The sequence below is a fragment of the Acinetobacter kookii genome (assembly GCF_900096895.1).
Classification (GTDB): Bacteria; Pseudomonadota; Gammaproteobacteria; order Pseudomonadales; family Moraxellaceae; genus Acinetobacter; species Acinetobacter kookii.
Genome location: NZ_FMYO01000001.1, coordinates 832,091 through 857,099 on the forward strand (window position 1 = coordinate 832,091; position 25,009 = coordinate 857,099).

Genomic DNA, 25,009 nt, shown 5'->3' on the forward strand with positions numbered 1-25,009 from the left:
CTGATTTATAACAAGAATTTTGGTGGAGGTGGCGGGAGTTGAACCCGCGTCCGCCAGCACTACGCTCGAGAATACTACATGCTTAGATATCGTCTATTGTTTTAACTCTTTGTGACCCGACGAACAGGGTACAAATCGCGATCCTCTAAGTTTAGTACAAAGCCCCGAGGCTTGGCTTTATACGGACTTGTGTGCGTGCGCTTCAGTCGGGATCTCTAACCACAAGTATTCAGAGATGCGGACAAGCTGCCCTTAGGCAGCTAGAGCGTATGATTCGTCGTTTGCGACTATTAAAATGCAAATTTGATTTACGAGAGAAAATGCGCTCTCGACATGCATCTATGAGTTTCATCACCAGCGTCGAAGCCAGAAACACCCCCAAAGTAATCACAATCATAACATAAATGTTCAAACCCGCAGCGCGTTTTTTAAACATTTACACAAACAGATGCGATTAATTCAATAATTGCGTTAATATTTTATTTTTCAAGTCCTATAAAAGAAAAAAATTATGAGCTATTTACTTGCACTCGATCAGGGAACCACTTCTAGCCGTGCGATTATCTTCAATGAACAGGGAAAAGTGCAGGCAACAGCTCAGCGTGAAATACATATCTCTACCCCACATTCAGGCTGGGTAGAACAGGATGCACAGGAAATCTGGACCACACAAATTGCCGTTGTGCAGCAGGCCCTTGCTTCTGCCCGTATTCTGGCCAAAGACATTAAAACCATTGGACTGACCAATCAGCGTGAAACGACAGTAGTTTGGGATAAGCGCAATGGCAAGCCGCTTGCCCCTGCCATTGTCTGGCAAGACCGCCGTGCAACCGAATGGTGCAACCGGCTACTGCAGCAAAATTTGCAACAGACCATCCAGCAAAAAACCGGTTTATTGATCGACCCTTATTTCAGTGCCGGAAAACTGGTCTGGCTGCTGGAAAATATCGAAGGCCTGCGTGATCTGGCACAACAGGGACATGTGGCTTTTGGTACCGTTGATAGCTGGCTGATGTGGAATCTGACCCAAGGTGCAGAACATGTTATTGAAGCCAGCAATGCCTCCCGTACCATGCTAATGAATCTGCAAGCTCAGGCCTGGGATGAAGAATTGCTGGAGCTGTTTAATATCCCTAAATCGGTTCTGCCGCAAATTATTGCTTCGGATAGCTATATGGCCGACACGGCTACAGGTTTATTGGGTGCAAATATCCCCATTATGGGAATTCTGGGCGATCAGCAATCGGCCCTTTTTGGTCAGTCCTGCTTTGAAGTGGGCAGTGCAAAAAATACCTATGGCACGGGTTGCTTCATGCTGTTCAATACCGGGCATAAGGTGCAATTTAGCCACAACAAGCTATTGAGCACCTTAGCCTGGCAATGTCATGAAAAAACCACGTATGCACTGGAAGGCAGTGTATTTATGGCGGGTGCCATTGTGCAATGGCTGCGTGATGGTTTAGGAATTATTCAAAACAGTCGTGAAGTCGAACAGCTGGCTTGTCAGGTAAAAGATACCGACGGCGTAGTTTTGGTACCGGCGTTTACCGGACTCGGTGCGCCGCATTGGGACAGTGATGCGCGTGCCCTGCTCTGCGGCATGTCGCGTGGAACAAATAAAGCTCACATTGCCCGTGCAGCCCTGGAGTCGATTGCCTTTCAGGTCTCCGATGTCCTGATGGCCATGCAATCCGATATTACCCATCCCTTAAAAGAACTGCGTGTCGATGGCGGTGCAAGTAGCAATGACATGCTGATGCAGTTTCAGGCAGATATCTTAAATGTGCCGGTATTGCGTCCCAAGATGCTGGAATCTACCGCCTGGGGTGCGGCAGCCATGGCCGGATTAAAAGCTGGCGTATTTTCCAGTATGTCGGATATTTCCGCATCCTGGCAACTGGAGCGGGCTTTTGAACCGAATATGAATCAAGACCAGCGCCAGTTTCATCTCAGCAAATGGCAAACTGCATTAAAGCGGGCCAAATCAGATATTTAATATATTCAAATATTAGTCCCAGATAATCAAAAACCGCTTCGAAAAGCGGTTTTTGATTAATGTGCATGTCCACCCCCGGTGACACCGCTTTTGGGTCTTGGACATAGCCAGATAATCAGCGCGGCAAAAACAAACACCATCGCCAGAATTAAAAACACATGGTTGGCAGATAAGGTGGAGGCTTCTTTATCGACCAGACTCGAAATATAGGCCAAACTGCTTTCCGGACTCATTCCTCTTTGCAGCAGGGTATTTTGCACTTCATCCACATGCAGGCTTCCTGCCATCTCGCTACGTGCCACCTTTGCATGATCATCCCACAGGGTTACCGCAATCGAGGCTCCAATTGCCCCTGCCATGGTTCTGAGGAAGTTCATCAACCCTGCGGCAGAAGCCATTTCCTGTGGCAACACTGAAGCCAGCGCCATATTCGAGAGTGGAATAAAGAAGAACGGTACGGCAAAACCTTGCAAGATTTGCGGCAATGCCAAGGCCATAAAGTCGGCTTCTGTGGTCCAGAAGGCCCGCATCAAGGTTACCCCGCCCAGCAGGCACAAACCAAAACTGGCCAAAGCCCGCTGATCATATTTGGTCGCCAGTTTAGCTACTATGGGCGACATCAGCAAACTGCCAAAACCCATGGTTGCGGTCAGGTAGCCGGCCCAAGTAGCGGTATAGCCCAGATTCACCTGCAACCACTGGGGAATCATGACAATACTGCCAAAGAAAGCACCAAAACCAAAGGCTAAAGCCAGGACAGAAATGGTAAATCCACGATATTTAAAGATCTGGATATTCACTACCGGATGGCGCTCGGTGAGTTCCCAAATGGTAAAAACGATGAGTCCGATCAAGGCAATCATGGCCAAAATGACAATAAAGGGATGATTAAACCAGTCATACTCATGGCCTAAATCCAGCATCAGCTGCAATGCCCCAATCCATAAAATCAGCAGCATTAATCCGCCCCTATCAATTTTCAGTGTATTGGTGGCTGTTTCCGCAGATTTCAGCAAACGCATCGCAGCGAGCGCACAGCCAATCCCGACCGGAATATTGATAAAGAAAATCCAGTGCCAGGACCAGTTATCACTAATGGTCCCGCCCAGAATTGGCCCCAGAATGGGTCCTACCACGGTGGTCATGGCCCACATGCCCATGGCCTGCGACTGTTTCTCCGGCGGGAAAATACGCATCAGCAGGGTTTGACTGAGTGGCATAATCGGCCCGCCAAACAGGCCTTGTCCAATCCGGCAAAATACCAGCATTTCCAGGCTGGTGGATAAACCGCATAGCACCGAAAACAGGGTAAAGCCGAACAGGCTGATGACAAAAATCCGGACCGTGCCAAAGCGTCCCGCCAGCCAACCGGTTAAAGGCACACAAATGGCTTCGGCAACGGCATAGGAGGTAATGACCCAGGTCCCTTGCGATGCAGAAACCGCAAGGCTGCCGGTAATATGCGGAACCGAGACATTGGCAATGGTCATGTCCAGCACGACCATAAAGTTGGCAAAGGCCAGTACAAATGCCGCCAGAAGCAAGCGGCCGCCAGTCAGGTTCGGTATTGGAGCGTAGTTATTCATACATGACTACTTCGAAGACAAATCGACCTTCGCTTCCATGGACAAGCCGACCCTTAATGGATGTTCAGCCAGTTCTTTGGGATCAAGCTTGATGCGAACCGGCAAGCGCTGAACCACCTTAATCCAGTTACCCGTCGCATTTTGTGCCGGAATCAGGGCAAAAGCAGAACCAGTTCCGCCAGAGAAACCTTGTACCGTGCCGTGATACTCAACTGAATCGCCATACAGGTCAGAGGTTAACACCGCTTTTTGACCGGGACGGACTTTCTCCAGCTGGCTTTCTTTAAAATTGGCATCAACATACAGCTGTGAGGTAGGTACCACCATCATCAATACTGTGCCGGGTGCCACACGCTGACCGACCTGAATATTACGACGTGTCACTACCCCATCAAAAGGTGCCTTGATTTCGGTACGTTCCAGATCTAGCAAGGCCTGCTTTAATTTGGCCTGTGCCACCAAAACATCAGGCGTGCTATTTTCATCCGCACCGCGAATCAGCGCTTCATTGGCCGCCAGGTTGCTTTGTGCGGCTTTTTGGCTGGATTTCGCTTGCGCCAAACCCGCTTGAGCCGATGCATAAACCGCTTTGGCAGTAGTCAGCGCACTTTGTGCCGTACTGAGTTCTTCTTTAGAAATGGCCCCAGAGACACTGAGCTTTTCACGGCGGTTTAAGTCATCCTGTGCCTTGTCCATTTCTGCTTTGGCCTCGGCCACTTTGGCTTCAGCACTGTGAATCGCATCATCACTGACAAAAATCTGTGAATTCAGCGAGCTGCTATTGGCCTGCGTCTGCTTGTATTGACGCTGCGCCTTGACCAGTTCCGCTTTGGCGGTAGCCAGGGCAATTTCTGCATCGCGCTGATCAACACGAACCAGCAGCTGACCTTTTTTGACCGTTTGAGTATCACTCACCAGTACCTGTTCAACCTGTCCAGTCACCATGGAGGTAATTGATGCTGTTTCAGCCCCGACATAGGCATTGTCGGTATCAACAGAATGGTTAAAAAATACTGTCCAGACGGCATACAAAATCACGGCAATGATTAAAATCAGCGCGACAAAACCCAAGGCTTTTTTACGCTTGGCTTTTAAGGTCGTATCTGAAACGGGTTCATCGTTTTTTGTTTCTGGCAGGGTGTTTTGAGCATCTGTCATCAATATGTCCTAAATCCAACAAACTTGGTCACCAGCCATCCTGAATGCCTTGTAGTGTTAAGCTACAGGCATAGAGACAAGAGTTGCCCTGAGATGATATCGATGAGAAAGTCATTTTTTCAATTTTATACTGCCAATTTTAATGGTAAAAATTCATAATATGAGAATAAAAATGTAACTCGCCAGTTTAGAAAACAAATTCGGCACCGAATTTTCATTCAATGCCGAATTATTGCTCTTGGTTTTACTTCTTTTACCTTGTCAGGCTTAAAACAAACTTAATACGCATAAGAAGCAATTGCGGTTGCAATCGGTTTGTTTTCATCATTCACTAAAGTCATGCGCATGGTGCATCCCTTACGGCCTAAACGTAAAGTTTCGGCATGTGCGGTAAAGGACTTGCCACGACCGGGCGCGAGATAATCGACCCGCATATCGACTGTTGCCAGACGCGATACCTTTTTAATGGTCTCGGGCAAATCATCAGGCGTGGCTTTCTTGTACAGCTCCCCCATAGCCACAATGCCGCCAATGCTGTCCAAAATAGTCGCCGCAACGCCGCCATGCAAAATCTGGAATGCCACATTGCCAATCATATACGGCTGCATGTCGATATGGGCCTCAATCTGCCCATCCACCACCCGCATGTTCATGCCATTGTGCTGAAAGAAAGGAGATTTGTTAAAAGCCTTACACAACTGGTTCAGCAATACATCAATATCAACTTTCGAGCCTAAATGTATATGACCGGTCCAACTTTTTTCTCTTTCGTTTACCATTCGCTCGAATTTCCTGATTGAATAAAAATCTGTTAAACATCACCCAAAAACATATTCTAGGGCTACAATAGCCAAAGTTTAATACTGATCATTGAGATTGTTATGACCTATACGTTCAATCGTCCAGCATTTCCCGCTACCCGCATGCGCCGCATCCGTAAAAACGACCAGTTACGTGCCATGGTACGTGAAACCCAGCTGACGACCGATCATCTCATTTACCCAGTATTCGTCCTTCCGGGGCAGAACCAAACCCAAGACATTCCAAGCATGCCGAATGTACAGCGTCTGTCTGCCGACCTGCTGTTAAAAAAATCTGAACGTCTACTGGAATTGGGCGTTTCTAAATTAGCGCTCTTCCCTGTTACGCCACAAGAAGATAAAAGTCTGTCCGCTGAAGCGGCCTGGCGTGAGGACGGTCTGGTCCAAAATACCGTTCGCCTGCTAAAAAAAGAATTGCCAGAAATGGTGCTGATCACGGATGGCGCTTTAGACCCCTATACCACGCATGGCCAGGACGGCATCATTGATGACACCGGCTATGTACTAAATGATGAAACGGTAGAATGTCTGATTAAACAAGCCTTAAGTCATGCCGAAGCTGGTGCAGATGTGGTTGCACCGAGTGACATGATGGATGGCCGGATTGGTGCTATTCGTCATGCGCTGGAAGCCAATGGTCATATCTATACCAATATCATGGCTTATTCAGCCAAATATGCCTCCAGCTTCTATGGTCCCTTCCGTGATGCCGTCGGTTCATCGACAAACCTGAAAGGTGGAAACAAGTACAATTACCAAATGGACATCGGCAACCGTGCCGAAGCGCTGCATGAAATTGCCCTGGATATTCAGGAAGGTGCAGACATGGTGATTGTCAAACCGGGCATGCCTTATCTGGATATCGTCCGTGAAGTGAAAGACACGTTTGGGGTTCCGACATTCGTGTATCAGGTCAGTGGTGAATACGCCATGCTGGCCGGTGCCATTCAAAATGGCTGGCTGTCCGACAGCGTGATTATTGAATCCCTGATGAGTTGCCGCCGTGCCGGTGCTGACGGCATCTGGACCTACTTTGCCGAAGAAGCAGCTCTTAAACTGAAAGACATGAAATAAGGATTTGTGGTCTAAGCGATGAAAATTGCCATTATTGGAGCGGGCATTAGCGGCCTTCTGTCTGCTTTAGAGCTGGTGGAACAGGGATGTTCCGTGATGATTTTCGATCAGCAGCAGGCAGGAAAAGCTGCCTCCTGGGCCGGTGGCGGGATTCTTTCCCCGATGTATCCCTGGCGCTATCCGCACGCGGTCAATCAGCTGGCGCAATATGGCAAGCCATTGTATTTAGACTGGAACAAAAAGTTAAAGCCTGTTTCAGGCATTGACTTTGAAATTCATGAAAGCGGTATGCTGATTTTTGATGAAGCTGATTTTGAGAGCGGTCTGAATTATGCCGAGCAGTTTCAGGAACCGATGCAGCAATGTGAATATTTACAACAGGAACAGATCGAACAGCTGAATCCTTATATTGATTCCAAATTTCAGCACGCCATTTATTTTCCCCAGATTGCCAATGTTCGAAACCCGCGCTTACTGCAATCTATGGTGGCCTATTTAAAACAGCATCCACAAGTCGAATTTATCGAACACTGCCCGATTGAACAGTTCAATATCAAAAATGGCAAGGTTCAGTCTGTACAGGCTAAAAATGGCAAAACTTATGATGCAGATCAGTTTGTGATCACCACTGGCGCCTGGTCGCAGCGCTGGTCTGAACAACTGGACCTGGAAATTCCAGTTCGTCCAGTTCAGGGACAGATGGTGCTGTTTAAAACCCCGGCAAACTGGTTGCCGACCATGTGCATGAATGATGTGATGTATTTAATTCCACGTCTGGACGGTCATGTGGTCTGTGGTTCCAGCATGGCGGATTGCGGTTTTGACACCACCCCAACAGTAGCAACCAAGCAGAAAATTTTAGAAGCCTGTTTCGAGATGGTGCCCGAACTGGCAGCGTTCCCTATCGAAAAACAGTGGGCTGGTTTAAGACCCGGCTCCCCAACGGGTATTCCTTACATCGGCAAAATACCTGAGATGGAGAATGTGTGGGCCAACTTTGGACATTTCCGTAACGGCTTATGTATGGGGCCCGCCTCTGCACAATTGCTCAGACAGCTGATGCTGGGCCAAACTCCTCTTGTGAACCCGGCAGCTTACAGCCCTGCACGCCTCAAATCTGAAGCAGAGTTAATGGTGCACTAATATCTCTTCCAAAGTGCTATTCAAGGTCGGATATTTAAACTCAAAACCGGCCTTTTTGAGGGCTTGTGATTGTACATATTGACCATTCAATACCAGTTGTGACTGCTCACCCAGCATGCATCGCAAAACGAAAGCCGGCAAAGAGAACACCGGTTTACGTTTTAAAACCTGGGCAGCAGTTTGGACAAACTGCGCTTGCGAGACTTCTTCAGGTGACACGACATTAAATATTTGTGCTTCAGTTTCATGCAGCATTAAAAATTCGATGGCACGCAGCACATCCTGAACATGCACCCACACGACGGGTTGCCGTCCGTGTCCAATCCGTCCCGCCAGATTCAGTTTAATCGGTAAGAGCATGCGCGGCAGAATCCCGCCATTTTTCCCAAACACAATACCGAGACGAATAATCCTGGTTTTTTGCTGCGTAAAACTGAGGGCAGCCTGCTCCCATAACTGGCACACTTCCGACATAAAAATGGACTGGGGTAGGGACTGTTCGGTACATGTTTCTAACCATTGTTCAGTCGGGTCTATACCGTAATAGCCAACGGCGGAACCGGAAATAATCCGCTTTGGAAAAATCTGTCTTTTTTCCAGGTAGCGATAGAGCTGCTGCGTGGTTTCTACCCGACTTTCAATCAGTTGTTGTTTTCTTTTGGCTGTCCAGCGTCCCTGTCCAATGCTTTCACCCGCCAGGTTGATCACGTAATCAATGCGGTCGGTTTTCAGTTCATCTAAATGCTGAATCCAGATGAGATCCGGATGATTTGAGCGTTTATTTTTCTGGCGGGTCAGCCCCACCACGGCATAATCCCGATCCAACAAATAAGGCAGCAGATGCGAGCCGATAAAACCACTGCCGCCTGTAATCAAGACACATGCTTTTTGCATTTTCGGATCTCGCCTGTTTTTTCTTATCTATAGATCAAGACGGTATAAAACTCAAGCCTACATCCGTTTCGTTTAGCCAAACATTTTTTGCGCCATGCGCTGTGCCTGTTTGCCGTAAAACCAATAGGTCAAAAGATACAGCGGAATGGCAATCAGCAAGACCATGATCAGCACCATACTCATAAATTGCGGATTTTTGAGATATAAAAGAAAATTCTGCCAGACTTCGGGGTCATTTTTGGCAAAAAGGACAATGCCGAGCAATAAAAAGGCCAGGTTATAGCCCCAGAAAATCAGGCTGAATCCCAAGGTGATTTTTTTTTGTTCTTGCGCGGTTGGCGCGCGTCGTTGCTGTTTTAAAAACTTATACAGCACCAAAATCATGGCCGTTAAATAAGGCACGATGGTCAGAATGCCGCCCATGCCGGTTGGCAATAAAGCAGCCAATACACCGCAGATACAGGTAAAAATAAAACAGAAGAAAAAAAACCATAAAAAATATCGGGTTAGTGACACAACAGGCCTGCATGAGCAACTTTTAGATGATCAGTATAAAAAAAATTGAGTTTTTTTTCATTTTATTGTCAACCAATCTGTAAAATGCTGCGTTATATAGGGTACGAAGTTCATAAACCGTTAATTTGTACCGGCATCCACAATATTTTCGGTGAACTTTTCTAAAGCAATAAACTTGGTTTCAGGTTTTAGTGAGGAACAGCAGCCCAAGCTAAAACTTGCAACAGATTTTTTGACCGACGATTTCATCATCACTCGAATCGTCGGTCTTTTATTTTCTACATTCTATTTTAATCTTAAGGTTCAGTCCGGGAATAGATCTATACACTTCTTGCATCAATCACTGTTTTTATAAAATAACAAATGAGTAAGCCATTCAAAATTGATTTACCCATGCCGTGATTTACTTCATTCCAAAGATGAGCTTCAATCCCAACAGCGTCATGATCCCGCCTGCGGCACGGTCAAAAGCGGCTTTAAATTTTAAATAGACACGGCGTGGTTTTTCCGCCGACAAGGCCACTGCAACCAGTGAGCACCAGCCTGCATCAATAAAGAAACACAGTAGCGGCAACACAAAATAATAATAGGTCGGAATTTCTTTGGGTAAAAGTGCGGTAAAAATACTGGCCAGCACAATCGCAATTTTCGGATTGGAAAGCTGGGTAATCAGGCCTGTGGCGAATGCACGGCGCAATGACATTTGGGCCTGTAAATCATGGCCAGATTCAATCGGTGTTTTGGCATGTTTAATAATTTTAAACGCCAGCCACAGCAAATATAAACCGCCGCAAATTTTCAAAGCCAAATAAGCAGATGGCACCGCCAATAAAAATGCCTGCAATCCAAGCACAGCCAACAGGCCAAAAATGGCAGCGCCTGTGCCTGTCCCTAAAGCGGTAAACACACCATGCCGACGTGAAATCGCAATTGAATTTTTAGCGACATAAATCGAAGTCGGTCCGGGACTCATTGCACCTAGCATTAAGGCAAATGCAATTGACCCCAAAATCCAAAATGATTCCACAAGTCCACCTACTGAAATTAATTCCGCGGCAATTTTACAATTTAAAAGCCTGAATATCCCCCTGAATTTCACCTCTTTTTCAGAATTTCACCGCATCATTCACCAAGAATTAAATCAATCGCCTAATAAATCACTAAGCAGGCAATCAAAGCCCTCATTTATTAGAAAATGGATGAAATGAACACAAGTATGGCTCTGCGTAGCGAGAGATATGGAGGAATATAAAATAGAGGTTTATAGGGTAAAAGATCGTTACAGTTACAATGAAATTGGCTGTATACATATATTTTTATGAATGTACTCAAACAGACAAAAAATCCGCACATCATTTCAGTAATAATTTTTTAGATACATATAAATTCAGACCTGCCAATTGGCAGGTCGAGCTTGATTTAACATGAGATTAAATGTCGGTTTCAGCTCGGTTTACTCTTGAGCGATGGGCTGGATTTCACGCGCATTCAGTTGAGACAGCTGGTAATCCTGATCATGCACAGGTACACCGCCAATAATCATGGTGCGTGCTGTTTTCGGCTTGTTATAATCATTTTCGGCATCGCAAGCTGTCATTAACAGTAACATGCATAGCGATAAACCCACGGATAGCGTCTTCATCACATATCCTCTTTTTTCATCATTGTTATAGCTTTTAGATTAACACTAATGAGTATTTTTCAATCATTATTTTTATAATTTTAATTCAATTATTTAAGATATATTTACAAATAAGCCCTGTGTAAATATGCGCAAGAGCAAAAATCATCAGGCATTATTTTCAGGTCCTGCCTGATATTGAAATATCGCTGTGATGATCCTGACGAAAACAGCGTGCCATAAATCATTTTATTTTACGTACAATGCAGTCTCATATTGATGGATCATGATGAAATGTTTGACCCTATTGCCCAGTCAGTGACTTACCAAAAGCTAAGACTGGATGCCCCCGTGACTGTGACCGTGAAGCGTTTGGATCAGATTCATCCACAAATTTCCGGCAACAAGTTTTTTAAACTGAAATACAACTTTCAGGAAGCACAGCAGCAAGGGTTTAAAAAAGTCCTGACTTTTGGCGGTGCCTATTCCAATCATATTGCTGCCACCGCTTATGCAGCGCATCTGTTTGGCTTTGCCAGTGTAGGCATGATCCGGGGGGAAGAACTCAAAGATAAAACGCTCAACCCTACCTTGGCCACGGCGCAGCAATTGGGTATGCAACTGCATTTTGTTTCACGTGAACAGTACCGGCAAAAAGATCAGCCTGAATATCTGGCCGCCTTAAAACAGCACTATCCGGAGCATTACCTCATTCCCGAAGGTGGAACGAATACGCTGGCCATTCAAGGCTGCAAGGAAATTTTAGCTGCCGAAGACCGGCACAACTATGACATGATCTGCTGTGCCGTTGGAACAGGTGGCACCATTTCAGGGCTGATTGAGGCAAGTGCAGCCCATCAAAGCGTGCTGGGTTTTTCGGCCTTAAAAGGCGATTTTTTAAAGTCGGAGGTCGAGCAATGGACGACGAAGAAAAACTGGAAAATCACCGATGCCTACTGCTGTGGTGGTTATGCCAAAACCACGCCAGCGCTGTTACAGTTTATGCATTCCTTCGAAGCCGAGCACCGCATTCCTTTAGAACAGGTTTATACCGCTAAAATGATGTACGGACTGATGGATTTAATTCAGCAAAATTACTTCCCGCAAGGTTCACGAATTTTGGTCATTCATACGGGCGGCTTGCAAGGTCGGCATAGAGATGAATATCTATCCTGAAATTGAGCGCAAAATTGTCTATAATGCCCTGCTTTTATCTCCCGCGGGTTACTCATGTCTACAAATCAGTATGATGTCATTGTTTTAGGTGCAGGTGCATCAGGTCTGATGTTGGCATTTATGGCAGCCCAGCGTGGCCGTAAAGTTTTAGTACTGGAAAAAGCCAACAAGGTGGGCAAAAAAATCCTGATGTCAGGTGGCGGTAAATGTAATTTTACCAATCTGTACGTCGAGCCTGAAAACTACATTTCACATAACCCGCACTTCGTAATCTCGGCCTTAAGCCGCTATACCAACTGGGACTTTATTGGTCTGGTCTGTGAACATGGCATTGAATATGAAGAACGTAAACACGGTCAGTTATTTACCTTAAACGGGGCTAAGGAAATTTTGGCCATGCTGCTGGCTGAATGTGACAAAACCGGCCTAGTCGACATTAAAACCAGCTGTGAAGTCAAAGCGGTTACCGCTATAGATGATCAAGGTTTTCAGGTTGCAACTACTCTAGGTTATTTCCAGGCTGAATCTGTCGTTGTGGCAACGGGCGGTTTGTCTGTACCGACGCTGGGCGGCTCAGGGATTGGTTATGACATTGCCAAACAGTTCGGCCATCATGTGCACCCGACCCGTGCAGGCCTGGTGCCCTTTACTTTTTCCGACCAGTTTAAAGAGGTGACCACCCGTTTAAGCGGTAATGCCGTCGATGCTACCCTGTCGAATGATTTAAACAGTTTTACCGAAGCCCTGCTGTTTACCCATCGCGGTTTAAGTGGCCCAAGTTCATTACAGTTGTCCAACTACTGGAATGTCGGCCAAAGTTTTACCATCAATTTCCTGCCTAATCTTGATCTGACAGATTTCTTTAAAGCCAAGAAATCCAGCCAGCCCAAAGTGTTGCTACGCACCTTGTTAAATGAGCATCTGCCAAAAAGTGTGGTACTGGAACTGCAAAATCTGATCTGGGCAGAATTTGCCGACACAGCGATCGGTAATTTGAGCGATGATAAACTGGAACAGGTCGCCAAGCGCCTGCATCATTTTGAAGTAAAACCCTCAGGAACCGAAGGCTACCGGACTGCGGAAGTGACCTTGGGCGGTGTTGATACCACTGAAGTATCATCCAAGACCATGGAAAGCAAAAAACAGAAAGGCTTGTACTTTGTCGGTGAGGTTCTGGATGTGTCGGGTCATTTAGGTGGTTTTAATTTTCAATGGGCATGGGCGTCTGCACATGCCGCATCGCAGTATGTTTAATCCATTGCAACTGAATTATTCTAAATAATCCGTACGTAAAATTTCAATATTCTGCTTCTGCTGCATACGCACAATTGCTTGATCCATCTTTGCAACTGCTTGTGTATGTTGGCAGTCTTGTTGAAATGCTTGCCCGACTAAACCTAAAAGTTTTTTAACTAACATCATAATTTCCCCTCAATAATTATTTATACGTCCCAGTATAGAATGATGAATATTTCAAGAATATTAAAACTAAGTCTTTATATTCTTTAAATATTACAATTATATTTAGCATAATACATGCCAACAATCGAGCATTTATTGATTATTTTTTATCTAAATTTTCTCGATATTATGGTTTTTTCTGTTGATGTTCAACTTTAAGTTTGGCAAATATAAATTTATATGCACTCATAAGAAACCCAACTGTTATACCTGCGATCACAATTGGTGCAAGAAACTTATTCGGTTCTCTTTTACTCATTTTGCTCTCCTGTTCAGGATTAGGGTCTGTTGACGATCCGTCCATAATTTTGACAATGCATATTTTAACGGATCTCAGGCTTGCAATAGAAAATTCAGTCATTTTACTGACCGCTTCATAACAATAGAGCAGCAAAAAACATACCCATCCCTTATGCACAAACAAAGCAGCCCTTTGTTTGTGCAATATATGACCTATTGCTTTCCGCAATAATTATTGGTCATCTTTGGGCTTAGGATTATTTTTGTCTGTGTTGCTGTGAAGATCAACATCAGACTCCGCCTCACCTGTAGATCCAAAAGGATTATTTTCTGGCGGGTGCTTAGGATCAACACGGAAAGAATCTGGAACGCTCTGATCCTGATTTAGTTCATCCTGGGGTGCCGTGGTTAATGAGGCAGGAGTTGGATTGGATAAACCCGGAGTCGAAACATTTTTTTGATCAGCTCCTGGAAAGTGAGACTCGGCAATCGGTTTTGCCGGATCAGAAGCAGGTGCTGCTCCCCCATCCATTTCCAGTTCAGAAGATTTATCCACCGATGCATCAGAACCTGGTTTTGAATTTTCCGTGCCATGTTCAGTAAATTCACGTGCGGCCTGGGCGGAAACTGAGCTTGAACTCTGCCCTGAACTGATTCGGTCCGAATTGTCCTGACGCAAGGGATTAGGCTGCTTCGCCTCTTTTTTGCATTTATCAATCAAGTCGGTCAAGACACGTTGTGCCGGATCGCGCCCACCTAAACCAAAGGCCAATGCGAAGGCAACGGCGACAGCACCCAAAGTTAAGCCGAAAGCCAGATTGACGATGGAATCGGCAATACCCATTGCACGCAAGCCCATGGCAATCACCAAGCCCATAATCAATATACGAACCAGATTTGCCAGCCAGCGTGAACTGACATATTCACCTCGTCCAATCACCTTGGCCACCAGATTTGCCAGCCAGAATCCAATCATCAGGATGACTGCACCTAGCAAGATATTGGCACCAAATTGAATAAACATTGAAATCAGTACACTGATCTGTTCAAAACCAAGCCGGTTTGCTGCTTCAGATACCGCAAACAGCATGGTAAAGAACACTATCAGATAACCAATAATTGACGATACTTTAGTTGTGCCTAAAAAGCGTTGCGCATCCATTTTGGCAGGAATTTCATCCACACCCGTTCCAGAAACAATGTCCACCACCAGTTTAGCCACAAAGCGTGACACCACATACGCCAGAATAAGAATCAGGGCAGCTGCAATAATATGGGGAATGGCATTCATGATTTCATACAACATGGCCGTGGCCGGTTGTGAAATCGCTTCAACGCCCAGCGCTTCAAAGCCAATAATCAGGGCAGTAATGATAATAATCGCAAAGACAAATGAGCCGAGTACCTGAGGCAGATTGGAATTTTTAAACATCCCGATTTTCTGGGCATGCTGCTGTAGATTTAAACTGCCCACCAGACCTTCGACAATACCGCGTACAATTTTTGCCAGAATATAACCGACAAATACAATCACAGCGGCAATAAAGATATTCGGCAAGAATGAGACAACTTCATTTACCATGTTCTGCACTGGAGCAAGCAATCCGGTTAAGCCCAGAATCGACAGTACAATTGGCAAGAATAATAATAAAATCAGCCAATAAACAATGTCACTAATGTTCTGGCTAATTGGGCTGACACCCACATCAGCACTTAACTTTTCATCCAGTTCAGTTCGGTCCAGCAGTTTTTGCAGTCCCATTTTGACCAGATTCGCAACAATCCAGCCAATAAAACCGACCGCAATAGCTGCTAGAAGTTGAGGAATAAACAACAGGAATTGCTGGATCATATTGCTGAATGGCCCGCTCACGCTGGTGAGATTCAGCACATTCAACGCGCCTATGACGGCAATGATCATTACAATCCAGAAGATGATACGCGAAATGATATTTTCAACATTTGAGCGATGTCCTGTCGCTCCAGAAAGTCTTTGATTTGTTCCAAGCTTTTGTAAAACTTTTTTAATTCCTGCCGCAATAATAAGGGCAACAATCCAACCTATGATTAAAATGGCGATGGCAGCGAGAATAGGATGAAACTGATTCCAATAGTACATCGCATCAAATTCACCCCCTCTAGGGCCTCCAGAAAAATACTCATTCATATTGTCATGTCCTCTTGTTATTACTTATTGAATTTCTACAGATGAATACTGGTTTATGTTGGCTCAGCTCAACCTAAAATGATGACGTTAAGAACACATTAGAATTCGATTATTTTTTCTTCAATACAAACTCGCATAAATACAACAAAAGCGCACATTAGATTGCAAAAAGCTCCAATCCTTTCAGATCAGAGCTTTAAATAATGACATTGAGATTATGCGTTTAGTTGCTGTTGCCTCGACCGATACCGACATTATCGGTCGCCTCACCTATTGCACTTTTTTCACCCGGTTCTGTTACAGTATCGGCGTCTGTAGCAACGGCTTCATCGGTTGCTGTTGCAGTGCCGGTAGTCGCGGTATTGTTTGGTGTGGCAGGTTGGACAGTAGGGTCAGGATGCCCTGGAGGAGCATCTTGTGATTCCGGTTTGGTATAGGCAAACATGTAAACCAGTACGGCAATGAAAAACACCCCTACAAGAAGAAGGATATACACTGGCAAACGTTTTTTTTGAGATCTTTCTTCTTCACTCGTAACATGAGGCGGTTTATTAAAATCATGTGTCATGTTTTTTCCCCTCTTTTATTTCATTCCATGTATTTATATTAACTATATTTCCTGATCAGTTATGTATAAAAGCATAGTGACATAGTGAAGACTTGTAATTTTCACTTAAAAAACAGCAGTTCAGAAAGCAGTTGTTTAAATGTGTTTAAGGCAAGAAGGTTGTGTCGATTCAATTTCCAGTCAGGCTATCATTCTTTTCTATAGCTCTTTTAAAGTTATTGCTGTTGTTGCCTTTATCGCAGTCTATGGAACTGTTATTCCATTTTTATATGTGGAACAAGACACTGTTATTTTAATTGAAGCCCCGGCAAAATTTTAACCATGCAAAGGAAATGAATTTAAGTTACGGTTTTTAAAATAGGAAAATTAACCGATTTTTTAAACCTGCCTAAGCTTTCAGGATGAAGCATGCTTTAGGTGCTGAAAGGCTTAAAATGAGCTATAATTATCCACCTCGTTTTTCATGCTGCTTAACTTTATGGCGTATCGTCAGCAATCTGTAACGCTTGATTTGGACACTGACGTCACTCATCAATGTTGTTTGCATTACACTCGTGATGGACATCTCATTGGGATTATTGAATTTAATAAGCCGAGTTACGTGCTTAAATGGGGTGATCTGGAATATTTCCGTCGCCGTACCGAAGAATTTTCTGTGATGCCGTTTCCTGAATGCATCAATGCCATGGTAATTGACATTCGCAATATTGCCCCGTTTATAGACAATGAAGTGCCCATTATTCCTTGGCGCTTACTGGAAGAAGAATGTCCGATCCGTCTGGTGGTTCCCCAAGAACGGCTTGAATATTATGCAGGGATTTTTGAACCCACCTGGCTGACCAGTGATGTGGATACTGCCATTCAGGAAATCCGTGAATTTATTGATATGTTTGTTCACTAAACTAGTGATCATAAAAAACCTCCATATTGGAGGTTTTTTTGTGACTAAATCTCCTCCCTTTTTTAAAGGGAGGTCAGGAGGGATGAATTTTTAGATGATTTCCATCTGATTGAATTTCCCCAACTCCTCCTTTTACCTCAAGTCACTTACCAATAATTCTCCACCGCAATATTACCTTCACCACGACGGTTCATTTTCAAGCCACGTGCTTTTAATGCTTCTTTGGTGTCTTCCACCATTTGCGGGTTACCGCACAGCATGACATGGCTGGTGTCTACATTAAATTGCAGCCCCACCGCTTTTTCCAGTTCGCCATTTTCAATCAGTACCGGTAAACGGTCATGCAAGGCTGCATGAGGGTCACGGGTAATAATCGGTATAAATTTAAAGCCCGTATGCCCTTCGCCAAAGGTTTCAGCAATTTCCTGAATACGCTCGACATAAGCCAGTTCGGCTTCAGTACGTACACTATAGACCAGATTGATCTTTTGATATTTCGACCAGGTTTCAAAGTCTTGCAGCATGGAAATAAATGGTGCCAACCCCGTGCCAGTGGCAAGTAGCCATAAGTCATGCGGCAAAGGAAGCTGATAACGTGCCAAGGTTAAAAAACCATAGGGGATTTTTTCCAGGTACAGCTCATCACCAACTTGTAGATGTTGCAGGTTAGAAGTGAATGCACCGTCTGGCACGACAATTGAAAAGAATTCCAGGATTTCATCAAAAGGCGATGACACCACGGAATAAGCCCGAACCACCAGTTCATCGCCTACTTTTAGGCCAATACGTGCAAACTGACCTGCGGTAAATTTAAAATGCGCAGGTCGAGTCATGGTAAAACTGAATAAGGTATTGGTCCAGCGGTGTACAGATAAAACTTTTTCTAAGCTAAATTTTTCAATTGACATGATTTCAGCGTGGCATGAAAGACTGTGCTCATGGTAGCATGACCACATAATTTATTAATATTTTTTAAATGTTAAGGCTCTATTCATGCGCATGACCTTACGCCAGTTGGCTGTTTTTGTAGCAGTCGCACAAGAAGGCACAGTAACCAAAGCCAGCGATGCCGTTAAGCTCACGCAAAGTGCTGCAAGTATGGCTTTAGCGGATTTGGAAGATGGCTTGGGTGCTCCACTGTTTGACCGTCTCGGTAAACGTCTACAACTCAATGATTTAGGTCGTTTCTTACTTCCGCAAGCGCTGGAAATTTTAGGTCGCTGCGAAGCTTTTGAACAGGCGGCCAAAGGTGAATTGCAAAGTATTGACCTGCGCTTGGGAGCCACCTTAACCATCAGTGATTACCTGATGCCCGACCTGATGGCGGACTTTTTGCAAATTCAGCCGCAAGCACATTTGCAGTTGCAAGTCGGCAATACCCGTCAGATGATTGAAGCCGTGAACCAGTTCCAGCTGGATTTAGCCTTGATTGAAGGTTCATGTCATCTTCCACAGTTGCAATGTATACACTGGCGCGATGATGAACTGGCAGTATGCTGTTCACCCGAGCATCCATTGGCAAAACTGAACCGTGCAATTACCGCTAAAGATTTTGACCATGTCGAATGGATTTTACGTGAAGAAGGTTCAGGTACCCGTGAGGTGTTTGACAATGCCATTTTAAAAGACCTTCCAGATGCCAATATCCGTTTAACACTCGGTCATAATGAAGCGATTCTTAAAATTGTGGCTGGCGGTTTAGGCATGTCCTGTATTTCTAAACTCGCCATTGAACCTTTACGTGAAAAAGGTCAGCTGGTCATTTTAGACACCCCTTTCTGGCAGCTGACCCGTCCTTTATTCATGTTGGTGCATCGGCAAAAATATCAGGGACCTGGTCTAAAAGCCTTTATAAAATTTTGCGAAGATAAATAATTTCTGTATTTAAAAGGCGCCCGTGGAGGCGCTTTTTTATTTTCGACTCGTTTTACCAGCGTGAATCATTTTCACAAGGTTCACCATCATTGTTACCATCCATTTGTGTTCCCGGACAATTGCGCACAAACCAGCGTGCTTCATCACGAGAATTCATTTGTGAACAATGAATACGTCCATCACAGTGATAACTGTTTAGACTTGAATTAACTGACTGCTCGACAACAGTTTGTACAGTACTCGGTGCTTGTTGTGAAAGTTGCCAACGCTGGTATTTACCGTAGGCCATATAAATCAGTACACCAATAATAACTAGACCAATAATAGTGGTGAGGAATCCTCCCTCCTGCTTATCATTTTTACTTTGACGGTGTCGGTAATTACTCTTCTCTTTTGCTCGACTCAACGGCGTATGTGATACAGATTCAATTTTTACATCTAAACGAACAATATTATCGGCTTTTAGTTTTCCCTTATCTTCAACAATACGAAACTTTAAGTTCTCGCCTATTTTAGGTTCGATATTTTTATTGGGAAAATCTTTGATATGAAAAAATAAATCTCTCTTTTCCCCATTCACATCAATAAAGCCAAAGCCACGCTCAGTGTTATAGCTTTTGATTGTCCCCTCAGCAAACATAACAATCTCTTATTGTTTAAATCTTATGTCGAGGATTGTAATAAAAAAAGTACCTTAATGGCGCTTTTTTATTACCAGCGTGAATCATTTTCACACGGTATGCCGTCACCGTCACCATCCATTTTATGATTGGGACAGTTTTGCACATACCACACAGCTTCTGCTCTTGAGCTCATTTGACTGCAATGCTGCCGTTCATCACATTTAAATTGTGCTGTTGCCAGCCTCACGCCATTTTGCTGATCAATACTGGCACTAATTTTTTCCGAGCGCGGTCTAGTGGTATTGTAAGTTTCACCCGCCAGATTACGCTGCCCTTGCTCCGACAATACCGCTTCGGGTAAATCTCCCAGCGCTTCACGCTGTTCTGACACAATACGCTGCTGCTCTATAATCAATTGCTGTGCTTTCAGCTGCTCTGCGGTGCGATAATCCTGATATTGATCATAACCGATCACAGCAAGTCCTGCCAGAATGATCAGGACAATGCCGGACAGGATTCGGCCTTTCTGTGAAGCTTTATTATAACGTGGTGAAGCCGTCTTCTTTTTTCTGCCTTCCGGCTTGACCGGCATGCTATCCTCTGAGGCAGACTGCAGGTCCAGTCGCATAATACGATCGGCTTTGAACTTGCCGTCATCTTCCACAATAATAAATTTTAAGTTCTCCCCTACTTTAGGTTCGACCCTGCTCTGGGGAACATCTTTAATGTGAAAGAAAATGTCCTTCACTTCCCCTTCCTGTACTGCAATAAATCCAAAACCGCGCTCTGCGTTATAGGTTTTGACTTTCCCCTGAAGCAACATAAAACACTCTTTTTCATTTATATTTTTCCTTATTATAATAAAAAAGAGGCTAAAAAGCCTCTTTTCCGATCATCGTCAAAAGTAACCCGGAACATTCTCATGCTGAACTAAAAAACTGGAATATTCAGCCTCGAAAATTTGACAACAAGGCAGATGTAATCGACTGATTATGCGTCGATACTTTTGATTTTTTCGCTTTTGCTGAATGATCTGCAACGCGCTCTATGCGAACGGCCTTGTACTTGTCGCCATTCTTCACAGCTACAAATTTTACCCGTTCATTACGTTTCGGTTCACCTTCTGCCGCAGGGAAATCTGAAATATGAAAGAAAATATCCCCTTCAGCCGAACCAATAAAACCAAAGCCTTTTTCAGGGTCATACTTCTTGATCTTCCCCTGATATACTTCATTTTTCATGCTGCTGCCCTATGCTAAAAAATGCCATGTCTACAGTATATAAAAAAAGAGGCATGAAGCCTCTTTTAATTTGTCTTCGAGACTCAGTCTTTTTGTACTGAACCGAAAATTTTATCGCCCGCGTCACCCAGCCCTGGAACAATATAGCCATTTTCATTGAGACCATCATCAATAGAGGCGGTGAAAATGGTGACATCCGGATGTTTTTCTTCTACTTTTTTAATGCCTTCTGGTGCAGCCACTAAAACCATGACTCGGATATCTTTACAGCCGCTCGCCTTCAATACGTCAATCGCTGCAACCAGTGAAGAACCGGTGGCCAGCATCGGGTCGATAATCATTGCCAAACGGTTTTGTACATCGGGTACCAGTTTTTTGTAGTAAGTACGCGCTTGCAAGGTCTCTTCGTCACGCTCAAGACCCAGTACCGAGACTTTCGCACTTGGAATCAGGTTCAGGAAACCGTCCAACATGCCAATACCGGCACGCAGAATAGGGACAACGGTAATTTTTTTACCTGCAATGCGGTCTACAGTCACTTTGCCATTCCAGCCGTCAATTTCATGCTCACACATCGGCAAGTCTTTGGTGGCTTCATACGTCAGCAGCATGGTCACTTCTTGTGCCAATTCGCGGAAGTTTTTTGTACTGATGTCTGCACGACGTAGCAAACCTAGTTTATGTCGGATCAGCGGATGACGGATTTCATGAATAGCCACGGGAGAGTACCTAAAAAAATAAGATAAAATTTCAGCTATTATAAATGTTTTTTATATCTCTTATAAACCAAAAAGCCCCCTATGAAAGGAGGCTTTTTGCTAAAAACTTATAGTTTTTTTAGATTATTGCTGAGAGAGCATGAAATGCAATGGAGATAAAATCTCTGCTTGCAGCGCTAATTTGATGATTGGATCAGGATAAACACCAATCACCAATACAGCTAATGCCGCAGCAAGCACCATAATACCACCCACTTTTTGACCCCAATGTTTGTCGGCATCAATACGTGGCGTATCTGGCGGAGTCATGTACATCACCACCATCACACGCAGGTAATAGTACAGACCGATACCTGAACCCACCACAATCATGGCAGCAAGGAACCAATGCTGGGTTGTTACCGCAGCCATCACCACCAGGAACTTACCAATGAAGCCAGCAGTCAATGGAATACCCGCAAGAGACAGCATCATGACAGTCAAGGTCGCAGTCAATACTGGACGGCGCCAGAACAAGCCACGGTAATCTGCCAAGCTTTGTGCTTCATCCACATTGTTAAATGGACTAGACATCAACGCAACAGCACCAAATGCACCAATCGTTGTCAACACATAAGTGATTACGTATACAGATACATTCCCCAGGCTTGCATAAGTCATGCTGATTAAACCAATCAGCAAATAACCAAAGTGCGCAATTGAAGAGTAACCCAGAATACGTTTCAGGTTGACTTGACGTACTGCAAGGAAGTTACCCACCAGAATAGAAAGCACCGCAATAATCGTGATGATGGTTACGATTGAATCTACCAAGATTGCACCTGAAGCCAGTAAATAACGTACAAACAGACCAATGGTTGCAACCTTGGCCACAGTCGCAAGGAATGTTGCGATTGGCGCTGGCGCACCTGCATACACGTCTGGCGTCCATTTATGGAATGGCGCAAGAGACAGTTTGAATGCAACAGCAAAAACGATTAAGCCTAGACCTAAAATCACCATTGGCTGTTTGATGGCTTGCATCAAGGCCTGAACATTGTCATAGAAAGACAATGAACCGGTATAAGCATAGATATATGCCATGCCCATTAACAGCATTGCAGAAGCAGTTGCTGAAAGAACAAGGTATTTAATACCCGCTTCTAAAGATTGTGAACGTTGGTGCGTATAAGCCAAAAGACCGTATACAGGAATCGACATCAGCTCAAGGCTAATGAAGAAAGATGCATAATGAGAACTTGCCACCATCAGCATTGCACCCGCTACCGAGCACAGCATCAGGATATACAGTTCTTCACGGTTATCTTGATAGCTTTCAATATAAGCATGTGACAAGGTACAGCAAGCCAGTGCAGCAATCAGGATGACCAGTTGGTAAAGCAAGGTAAACGGGTCAAGCATAAACATGCCCATCACGTTCGCTGGTGCAAAAGCACCACCGAACATCGCGATCAGGACATAGGCTGCAGAAAGGTTCAAGCCGACTACAGAGGCTGTTGCAATTAAATTATGGTTACGTTTAATTGCAATGAGAAGCATCACTACGATCGCAGTTAAAGCCACGATCATCACAGGAGCTAATGGCATAAGCTCGGAAAATGACATTGTGAAGTTCATGGCTTATTGGATCTCCACATTTTGTTGAGATACGACCTGTTGAGTCGCATCGACAACTTCTTGAACTGGGATATAGCTGTTGGCTAACCACGCCATGCTTGAATTTGAAATATCAAGGAAGCTTTGTGGATAGATACCGAGCCATAGTAGACCAAAAGCACACACTAACAAAATAACAATCTCACGCGCATTCAAGTCTTTCAATGGGCTTGTATAATTTTGTTTTTGCTCTTCATTTGGCGTACCGAACAATGCTTTGTGAATCAGGATCAAGCCGTAAAGACCTGCCAATACCAAGCTGATTGCTGCCACAATAGTGAAGGCTGGGAATTTGTTGAATGAACCCATCAAAATCAGGAATTCACCAATAAAGTTACCCAAACCTGGAATACCGACAAGCGCAGCAACAAAGAACATCAGGAAGAAAGCAAGGTACGGGAATTGACCGCGCATACCACCCATTAAACGCAAGTCGCGCGTATGAACACGCTCGTACACTTGACCACACATAATGAACAAGGCAGCAGATGACAAGCCATGTGCCAGCATCATGATCATTAAGCCTTGGAAAGTCAGGATATTACCTGCGTAAAGTGCAAGCAATACAAAGCCCATGTGCGAAATTGAAGTATACGCCAGCAAACGTTTCATATCGGTTTGCTGGAAAGCACACCATGCACCGTAGAACACGCCAATTAAACCGAAAATGATCGCGATGTCTGCAAACTGTGCAGAAGCCGCCGGGAAGAATGGCATAACAAAACGCAGCAGACCGTATGCAGCAGTCTTAATCAGGATACCTGCCAAGTCGACAGAACCGGCTGTCGGTGCTTGGGCATGGGCATCTGGTAACCAGCCGTGCAATGGGAACACTGGAAGTTTTACAGCGAAACCAATGAACATACAGATCATCAAGGCATAAGCCACTGATGGCAACTGTGCATCAAGCGTATTCGCCACACCTAACAGGTAGTTGTAATCGAAGCCGATCATGCCAGTCATCATGTATCCGTAAACCACAAGGCCTAGAATACCGATCAGCATGATCAAACCTGCTACCTGGGTATAGATGAAGAACTTGGTCGCAGCGTATACACGTGACTTGCCGTCTGCTCCCTTATGGCCCCATAAGGCAATCAGGAAGTAGATTGGTACCAGCATCATCTCCCAGAAGAAGAAGAACAGGAACAGGTCAATCGCCAGGAATACACCGATGACCCCACCCAAAGACCATAAAAGGTTAAGGTGGAAGAAACCAACGTTCTTTTGAATCTCGCCCCATGAACAGCCTACTGCAAGTACACCCAGTAATGCAGTCAGGCCGACCATAAGCAGTGAAAGACCATCCACCGCCAGGTGAATGTTAATGCCGAGGGTTGAAATCCAAGGCAGCATGAATTCGGCAGACCAAGTTGGAACTTTTGCGCCGAGTTCATAGTGATACGTACCCGAATTCCAAAGCGCAACAGTCAAGCCCAAAGTAATGAGCATACCGAATAACGCAATGTAACGCGGCAGTTTGTCGTCGAGCTTGTCGACGACCCAGCATACAAAACCTGCAATGAACGGTACGAGGATCAGCGCGGGTAAAATCCAGTTGTTTGTGATTTCC

27 protein-coding genes and 1 other RNA gene are annotated in these 25,009 nt (G+C 44.7%); 8 read left to right on the plus strand and 20 right to left on the minus strand.

Translation table 11 applies throughout. The annotated features are described in order from the left end of the window. Positions 1-20 precede the first annotated feature (20 nt). Positions 21-380: a transfer-messenger RNA gene (gene ssrA / locus BLP85_RS04005) on the minus strand. 131 nt (positions 381-511) lie between these two features. On the opposite strand from ssrA, the gene glpK reads away from it, so the two are divergent. After that, complete coding sequence (gene glpK, locus BLP85_RS04010; protein ID WP_092818826.1) at positions 512-1,996, plus strand: glycerol kinase GlpK; 1,485 nt, start codon at positions 512-514, stop codon at positions 1,994-1,996. A gap of 56 nt (positions 1,997-2,052) precedes the next feature. Here the strand turns inward: glpK and BLP85_RS04015 are convergent, their stop codons facing one another. From BLP85_RS04015 to BLP85_RS04025, 3 genes are all read right to left on the minus strand, one after another. After that, on the minus strand, positions 2,053-3,582 hold the full coding sequence (locus tag BLP85_RS04015) for a DHA2 family efflux MFS transporter permease subunit (protein ID WP_092818827.1): 1,530 nt from the start codon (positions 3,580-3,582) through the stop codon (positions 2,053-2,055). A gap of 6 nt (positions 3,583-3,588) precedes the next feature. Next, on the minus strand, positions 3,589-4,740 hold the full coding sequence (locus BLP85_RS04020; protein ID WP_092818828.1) for an HlyD family secretion protein: 1,152 nt from the start codon (positions 4,738-4,740) through the stop codon (positions 3,589-3,591). Positions 4,741-5,018: 278 nt separating this feature from the next. Continuing rightward, positions 5,019-5,519, minus strand: coding sequence for a thioesterase family protein (locus BLP85_RS04025; RefSeq protein WP_092818829.1), 501 nt, complete (start codon positions 5,517-5,519; stop codon positions 5,019-5,021). A 102-nt stretch (positions 5,520-5,621) separates the two neighbouring features. Here BLP85_RS04025 and hemB point away from each other — a divergent pair, with 102 nt between their 5' ends. Then, complete coding sequence (hemB, locus tag BLP85_RS04030) at positions 5,622-6,635, plus strand: porphobilinogen synthase (RefSeq protein WP_092818830.1); 1,014 nt, start codon at positions 5,622-5,624, stop codon at positions 6,633-6,635. A gap of 18 nt (positions 6,636-6,653) precedes the next feature. Continuing rightward, a complete protein-coding gene (gene thiO / locus BLP85_RS04035) occupies positions 6,654-7,778 on the plus strand; it encodes a glycine oxidase ThiO (protein WP_092818831.1) in 1,125 nt (374 codons plus the stop codon). On the opposite strand, the gene BLP85_RS04040 is transcribed toward thiO, so the two are convergent. From BLP85_RS04040 to BLP85_RS04055, 5 genes are all read right to left on the minus strand, one after another. Next, positions 7,764-8,672 (minus strand): TIGR01777 family oxidoreductase, encoded by a 909-nt coding sequence (locus BLP85_RS04040; RefSeq protein WP_092818832.1) that lies wholly within the window; start codon positions 8,670-8,672, stop codon positions 7,764-7,766. The genes thiO and BLP85_RS04040 overlap by 15 nt on opposite strands. A gap of 72 nt (positions 8,673-8,744) precedes the next feature. Then, positions 8,745-9,188, minus strand: a complete 444-nt coding sequence (locus tag BLP85_RS04045) for an ABZJ_00895 family protein (RefSeq protein WP_092818833.1) — start codon at positions 9,186-9,188, stop codon at positions 8,745-8,747. Positions 9,189-9,308: 120 nt separating this feature from the next. After that, entirely contained in the window at positions 9,309-9,440 is a 132-nt protein-coding gene (locus BLP85_RS15110; protein ID WP_261182877.1) for a hypothetical protein, read from the minus strand. A gap of 151 nt (positions 9,441-9,591) precedes the next feature. Continuing rightward, positions 9,592-10,215, minus strand: coding sequence for a LysE family translocator (locus tag BLP85_RS04050; protein ID WP_092818834.1), 624 nt, complete (start codon positions 10,213-10,215; stop codon positions 9,592-9,594). A 426-nt stretch (positions 10,216-10,641) separates the two neighbouring features. Further along, positions 10,642-10,830 (minus strand): NF038215 family lipoprotein, encoded by a 189-nt coding sequence (locus BLP85_RS04055; RefSeq protein ID WP_092818835.1) that lies wholly within the window; start codon positions 10,828-10,830, stop codon positions 10,642-10,644. A gap of 273 nt (positions 10,831-11,103) precedes the next feature. Here BLP85_RS04055 and BLP85_RS04060 point away from each other — a divergent pair, with 273 nt between their 5' ends. Then, the gene (locus tag BLP85_RS04060; RefSeq protein ID WP_092818969.1) at positions 11,104-11,985 is read left to right on the plus strand and encodes a 1-aminocyclopropane-1-carboxylate deaminase/D-cysteine desulfhydrase; all 882 of its coding nucleotides are present in this window, start codon (positions 11,104-11,106) and stop codon (positions 11,983-11,985) included. Between the two features lie 54 nt (positions 11,986-12,039). Continuing rightward, positions 12,040-13,239, plus strand: coding sequence for a BaiN/RdsA family NAD(P)/FAD-dependent oxidoreductase (locus BLP85_RS04065; RefSeq protein WP_092818836.1), 1,200 nt, complete (start codon positions 12,040-12,042; stop codon positions 13,237-13,239). Between the two features lie 15 nt (positions 13,240-13,254). Here the strand turns inward: BLP85_RS04065 and BLP85_RS14920 are convergent, their stop codons facing one another. From BLP85_RS14920 to BLP85_RS04080, 4 genes are all read right to left on the minus strand, one after another. Next, positions 13,255-13,407, minus strand: a complete 153-nt coding sequence (locus BLP85_RS14920; protein WP_165493294.1) for a hypothetical protein — start codon at positions 13,405-13,407, stop codon at positions 13,255-13,257. Between the two features lie 166 nt (positions 13,408-13,573). Continuing rightward, a complete protein-coding gene (locus tag BLP85_RS15030) occupies positions 13,574-13,705 on the minus strand; it encodes a hypothetical protein (RefSeq protein WP_228143245.1) in 132 nt (43 codons plus the stop codon). Between the two features lie 213 nt (positions 13,706-13,918). Beyond that, positions 13,919-15,853 carry a mechanosensitive ion channel gene (locus tag BLP85_RS04075; RefSeq protein ID WP_092818838.1) on the minus strand — a complete coding sequence of 645 codons (1,935 nt, stop codon included), beginning with the start codon at positions 15,851-15,853 and terminating at the stop codon, positions 13,919-13,921. Positions 15,854-16,076: 223 nt separating this feature from the next. Beyond that, positions 16,077-16,421 (minus strand): hypothetical protein, encoded by a 345-nt coding sequence (locus BLP85_RS04080; RefSeq protein WP_092818839.1) that lies wholly within the window; start codon positions 16,419-16,421, stop codon positions 16,077-16,079. 139 nt (positions 16,422-16,560) lie between these two features. On the opposite strand from BLP85_RS04080, the gene BLP85_RS04085 reads away from it, so the two are divergent. Together BLP85_RS04085 and BLP85_RS04090 are read left to right on the plus strand one after the other, a co-directional pair. Then, positions 16,561-16,740, plus strand: coding sequence for a hypothetical protein (locus BLP85_RS04085; RefSeq protein WP_092818840.1), 180 nt, complete (start codon positions 16,561-16,563; stop codon positions 16,738-16,740). Between the two features lie 159 nt (positions 16,741-16,899). Next, positions 16,900-17,322: a hypothetical protein gene (locus tag BLP85_RS04090; RefSeq protein WP_092818970.1), complete on the plus strand. Its 423-nt coding sequence runs from the start codon at positions 16,900-16,902 to the stop codon at positions 17,320-17,322. 146 nt (positions 17,323-17,468) lie between these two features. On the opposite strand, the gene BLP85_RS04095 is transcribed toward BLP85_RS04090, so the two are convergent. Continuing rightward, positions 17,469-18,230, minus strand: a complete 762-nt coding sequence (locus BLP85_RS04095; protein WP_092818841.1) for a ferredoxin--NADP reductase — start codon at positions 18,228-18,230, stop codon at positions 17,469-17,471. A gap of 85 nt (positions 18,231-18,315) precedes the next feature. Between BLP85_RS04095 and gigC the strand changes: the two genes are divergently transcribed. After that, positions 18,316-19,197, plus strand: coding sequence for a LysR family transcriptional regulator GigC (gigC, locus tag BLP85_RS04100; RefSeq protein WP_092818842.1), 882 nt, complete (start codon positions 18,316-18,318; stop codon positions 19,195-19,197). A gap of 52 nt (positions 19,198-19,249) precedes the next feature. On the opposite strand, the gene BLP85_RS04105 is transcribed toward gigC, so the two are convergent. The 6 genes from BLP85_RS04105 to nuoM form a co-directional block, all read right to left on the minus strand. After that, entirely contained in the window at positions 19,250-19,837 is a 588-nt protein-coding gene (locus BLP85_RS04105; RefSeq protein WP_092818843.1) for a cold shock domain-containing protein, read from the minus strand. 71 nt (positions 19,838-19,908) lie between these two features. Next, positions 19,909-20,643 carry a cold shock domain-containing protein gene (locus tag BLP85_RS04110; RefSeq protein ID WP_092818844.1) on the minus strand — a complete coding sequence of 245 codons (735 nt, stop codon included), beginning with the start codon at positions 20,641-20,643 and terminating at the stop codon, positions 19,909-19,911. A gap of 124 nt (positions 20,644-20,767) precedes the next feature. Beyond that, the gene (locus BLP85_RS04115; RefSeq protein ID WP_092818845.1) at positions 20,768-21,061 is read right to left on the minus strand and encodes a cold shock domain-containing protein; all 294 of its coding nucleotides are present in this window, start codon (positions 21,059-21,061) and stop codon (positions 20,768-20,770) included. Positions 21,062-21,144: 83 nt separating this feature from the next. Further along, the gene (upp, locus tag BLP85_RS04120) at positions 21,145-21,780 is read right to left on the minus strand and encodes a uracil phosphoribosyltransferase (RefSeq protein WP_092818846.1); all 636 of its coding nucleotides are present in this window, start codon (positions 21,778-21,780) and stop codon (positions 21,145-21,147) included. Between the two features lie 123 nt (positions 21,781-21,903). Continuing rightward, the gene (gene nuoN / locus BLP85_RS04125; RefSeq protein ID WP_092818847.1) at positions 21,904-23,397 is read right to left on the minus strand and encodes an NADH-quinone oxidoreductase subunit NuoN; all 1,494 of its coding nucleotides are present in this window, start codon (positions 23,395-23,397) and stop codon (positions 21,904-21,906) included. Positions 23,398-23,400: 3 nt separating this feature from the next. After that, a complete protein-coding gene (gene nuoM / locus BLP85_RS04130; RefSeq protein WP_171259645.1) occupies positions 23,401-25,005 on the minus strand; it encodes an NADH-quinone oxidoreductase subunit M in 1,605 nt (534 codons plus the stop codon). Positions 25,006-25,009: the final 4 nt, after the last annotated feature.

What these genes read in the sequence shown, in the direction of transcription:
- glpK (WP_092818826.1), top strand. Translation starts at nt 512, where the DNA reads ATGAGCTATTTACTTGCACTCGATCAGGGAACCACTTCTAGCCGTGCG.
- BLP85_RS04015 (WP_092818827.1), bottom strand. Translation starts at nt 3,582, where the DNA reads ATGAATAACTACGCTCCAATACCGAACCTGACTGGCGGCCGCTTGCTT.
- BLP85_RS04020 (WP_092818828.1), bottom strand. Translation starts at nt 4,740, where the DNA reads ATGACAGATGCTCAAAACACCCTGCCAGAAACAAAAAACGATGAACCC.
- BLP85_RS04025 (WP_092818829.1), bottom strand. Translation starts at nt 5,519, where the DNA reads ATGGTAAACGAAAGAGAAAAAAGTTGGACCGGTCATATACATTTAGGC.
- hemB (WP_092818830.1), top strand. Translation starts at nt 5,622, where the DNA reads ATGACCTATACGTTCAATCGTCCAGCATTTCCCGCTACCCGCATGCGC.
- thiO (WP_092818831.1), top strand. Translation starts at nt 6,654, where the DNA reads ATGAAAATTGCCATTATTGGAGCGGGCATTAGCGGCCTTCTGTCTGCT.
- BLP85_RS04040 (WP_092818832.1), bottom strand. Translation starts at nt 8,672, where the DNA reads ATGCAAAAAGCATGTGTCTTGATTACAGGCGGCAGTGGTTTTATCGGC.
- BLP85_RS15110 (WP_261182877.1), bottom strand. Translation starts at nt 9,440, where the DNA reads ATGATGAAATCGTCGGTCAAAAAATCTGTTGCAAGTTTTAGCTTGGGC.
- BLP85_RS04055 (WP_092818835.1), bottom strand. Translation starts at nt 10,830, where the DNA reads ATGAAGACGCTATCCGTGGGTTTATCGCTATGCATGTTACTGTTAATG.
- BLP85_RS04060 (WP_092818969.1), top strand. Translation starts at nt 11,104, where the DNA reads ATGTTTGACCCTATTGCCCAGTCAGTGACTTACCAAAAGCTAAGACTG.
- BLP85_RS04065 (WP_092818836.1), top strand. Translation starts at nt 12,040, where the DNA reads ATGTCTACAAATCAGTATGATGTCATTGTTTTAGGTGCAGGTGCATCA.
- BLP85_RS14920 (WP_165493294.1), bottom strand. Translation starts at nt 13,407, where the DNA reads ATGATGTTAGTTAAAAAACTTTTAGGTTTAGTCGGGCAAGCATTTCAA.
- BLP85_RS15030 (WP_228143245.1), bottom strand. Translation starts at nt 13,705, where the DNA reads ATGAGTAAAAGAGAACCGAATAAGTTTCTTGCACCAATTGTGATCGCA.
- BLP85_RS04075 (WP_092818838.1), bottom strand. Translation starts at nt 15,853, where the DNA reads ATGAATGAGTATTTTTCTGGAGGCCCTAGAGGGGGTGAATTTGATGCG.
- BLP85_RS04080 (WP_092818839.1), bottom strand. Translation starts at nt 16,421, where the DNA reads ATGACACATGATTTTAATAAACCGCCTCATGTTACGAGTGAAGAAGAA.
- BLP85_RS04085 (WP_092818840.1), top strand. Translation starts at nt 16,561, where the DNA reads ATGTGTTTAAGGCAAGAAGGTTGTGTCGATTCAATTTCCAGTCAGGCT.
- BLP85_RS04090 (WP_092818970.1), top strand. Translation starts at nt 16,900, where the DNA reads ATGGCGTATCGTCAGCAATCTGTAACGCTTGATTTGGACACTGACGTC.
- BLP85_RS04095 (WP_092818841.1), bottom strand. Translation starts at nt 18,230, where the DNA reads ATGTCAATTGAAAAATTTAGCTTAGAAAAAGTTTTATCTGTACACCGC.
- gigC (WP_092818842.1), top strand. Translation starts at nt 18,316, where the DNA reads ATGCGCATGACCTTACGCCAGTTGGCTGTTTTTGTAGCAGTCGCACAA.
- BLP85_RS04105 (WP_092818843.1), bottom strand. Translation starts at nt 19,837, where the DNA reads ATGTTTGCTGAGGGGACAATCAAAAGCTATAACACTGAGCGTGGCTTT.
- BLP85_RS04110 (WP_092818844.1), bottom strand. Translation starts at nt 20,643, where the DNA reads ATGTTGCTTCAGGGGAAAGTCAAAACCTATAACGCAGAGCGCGGTTTT.
- BLP85_RS04115 (WP_092818845.1), bottom strand. Translation starts at nt 21,061, where the DNA reads ATGAAAAATGAAGTATATCAGGGGAAGATCAAGAAGTATGACCCTGAA.
- nuoN (WP_092818847.1), bottom strand. Translation starts at nt 23,397, where the DNA reads ATGAACTTCACAATGTCATTTTCCGAGCTTATGCCATTAGCTCCTGTG.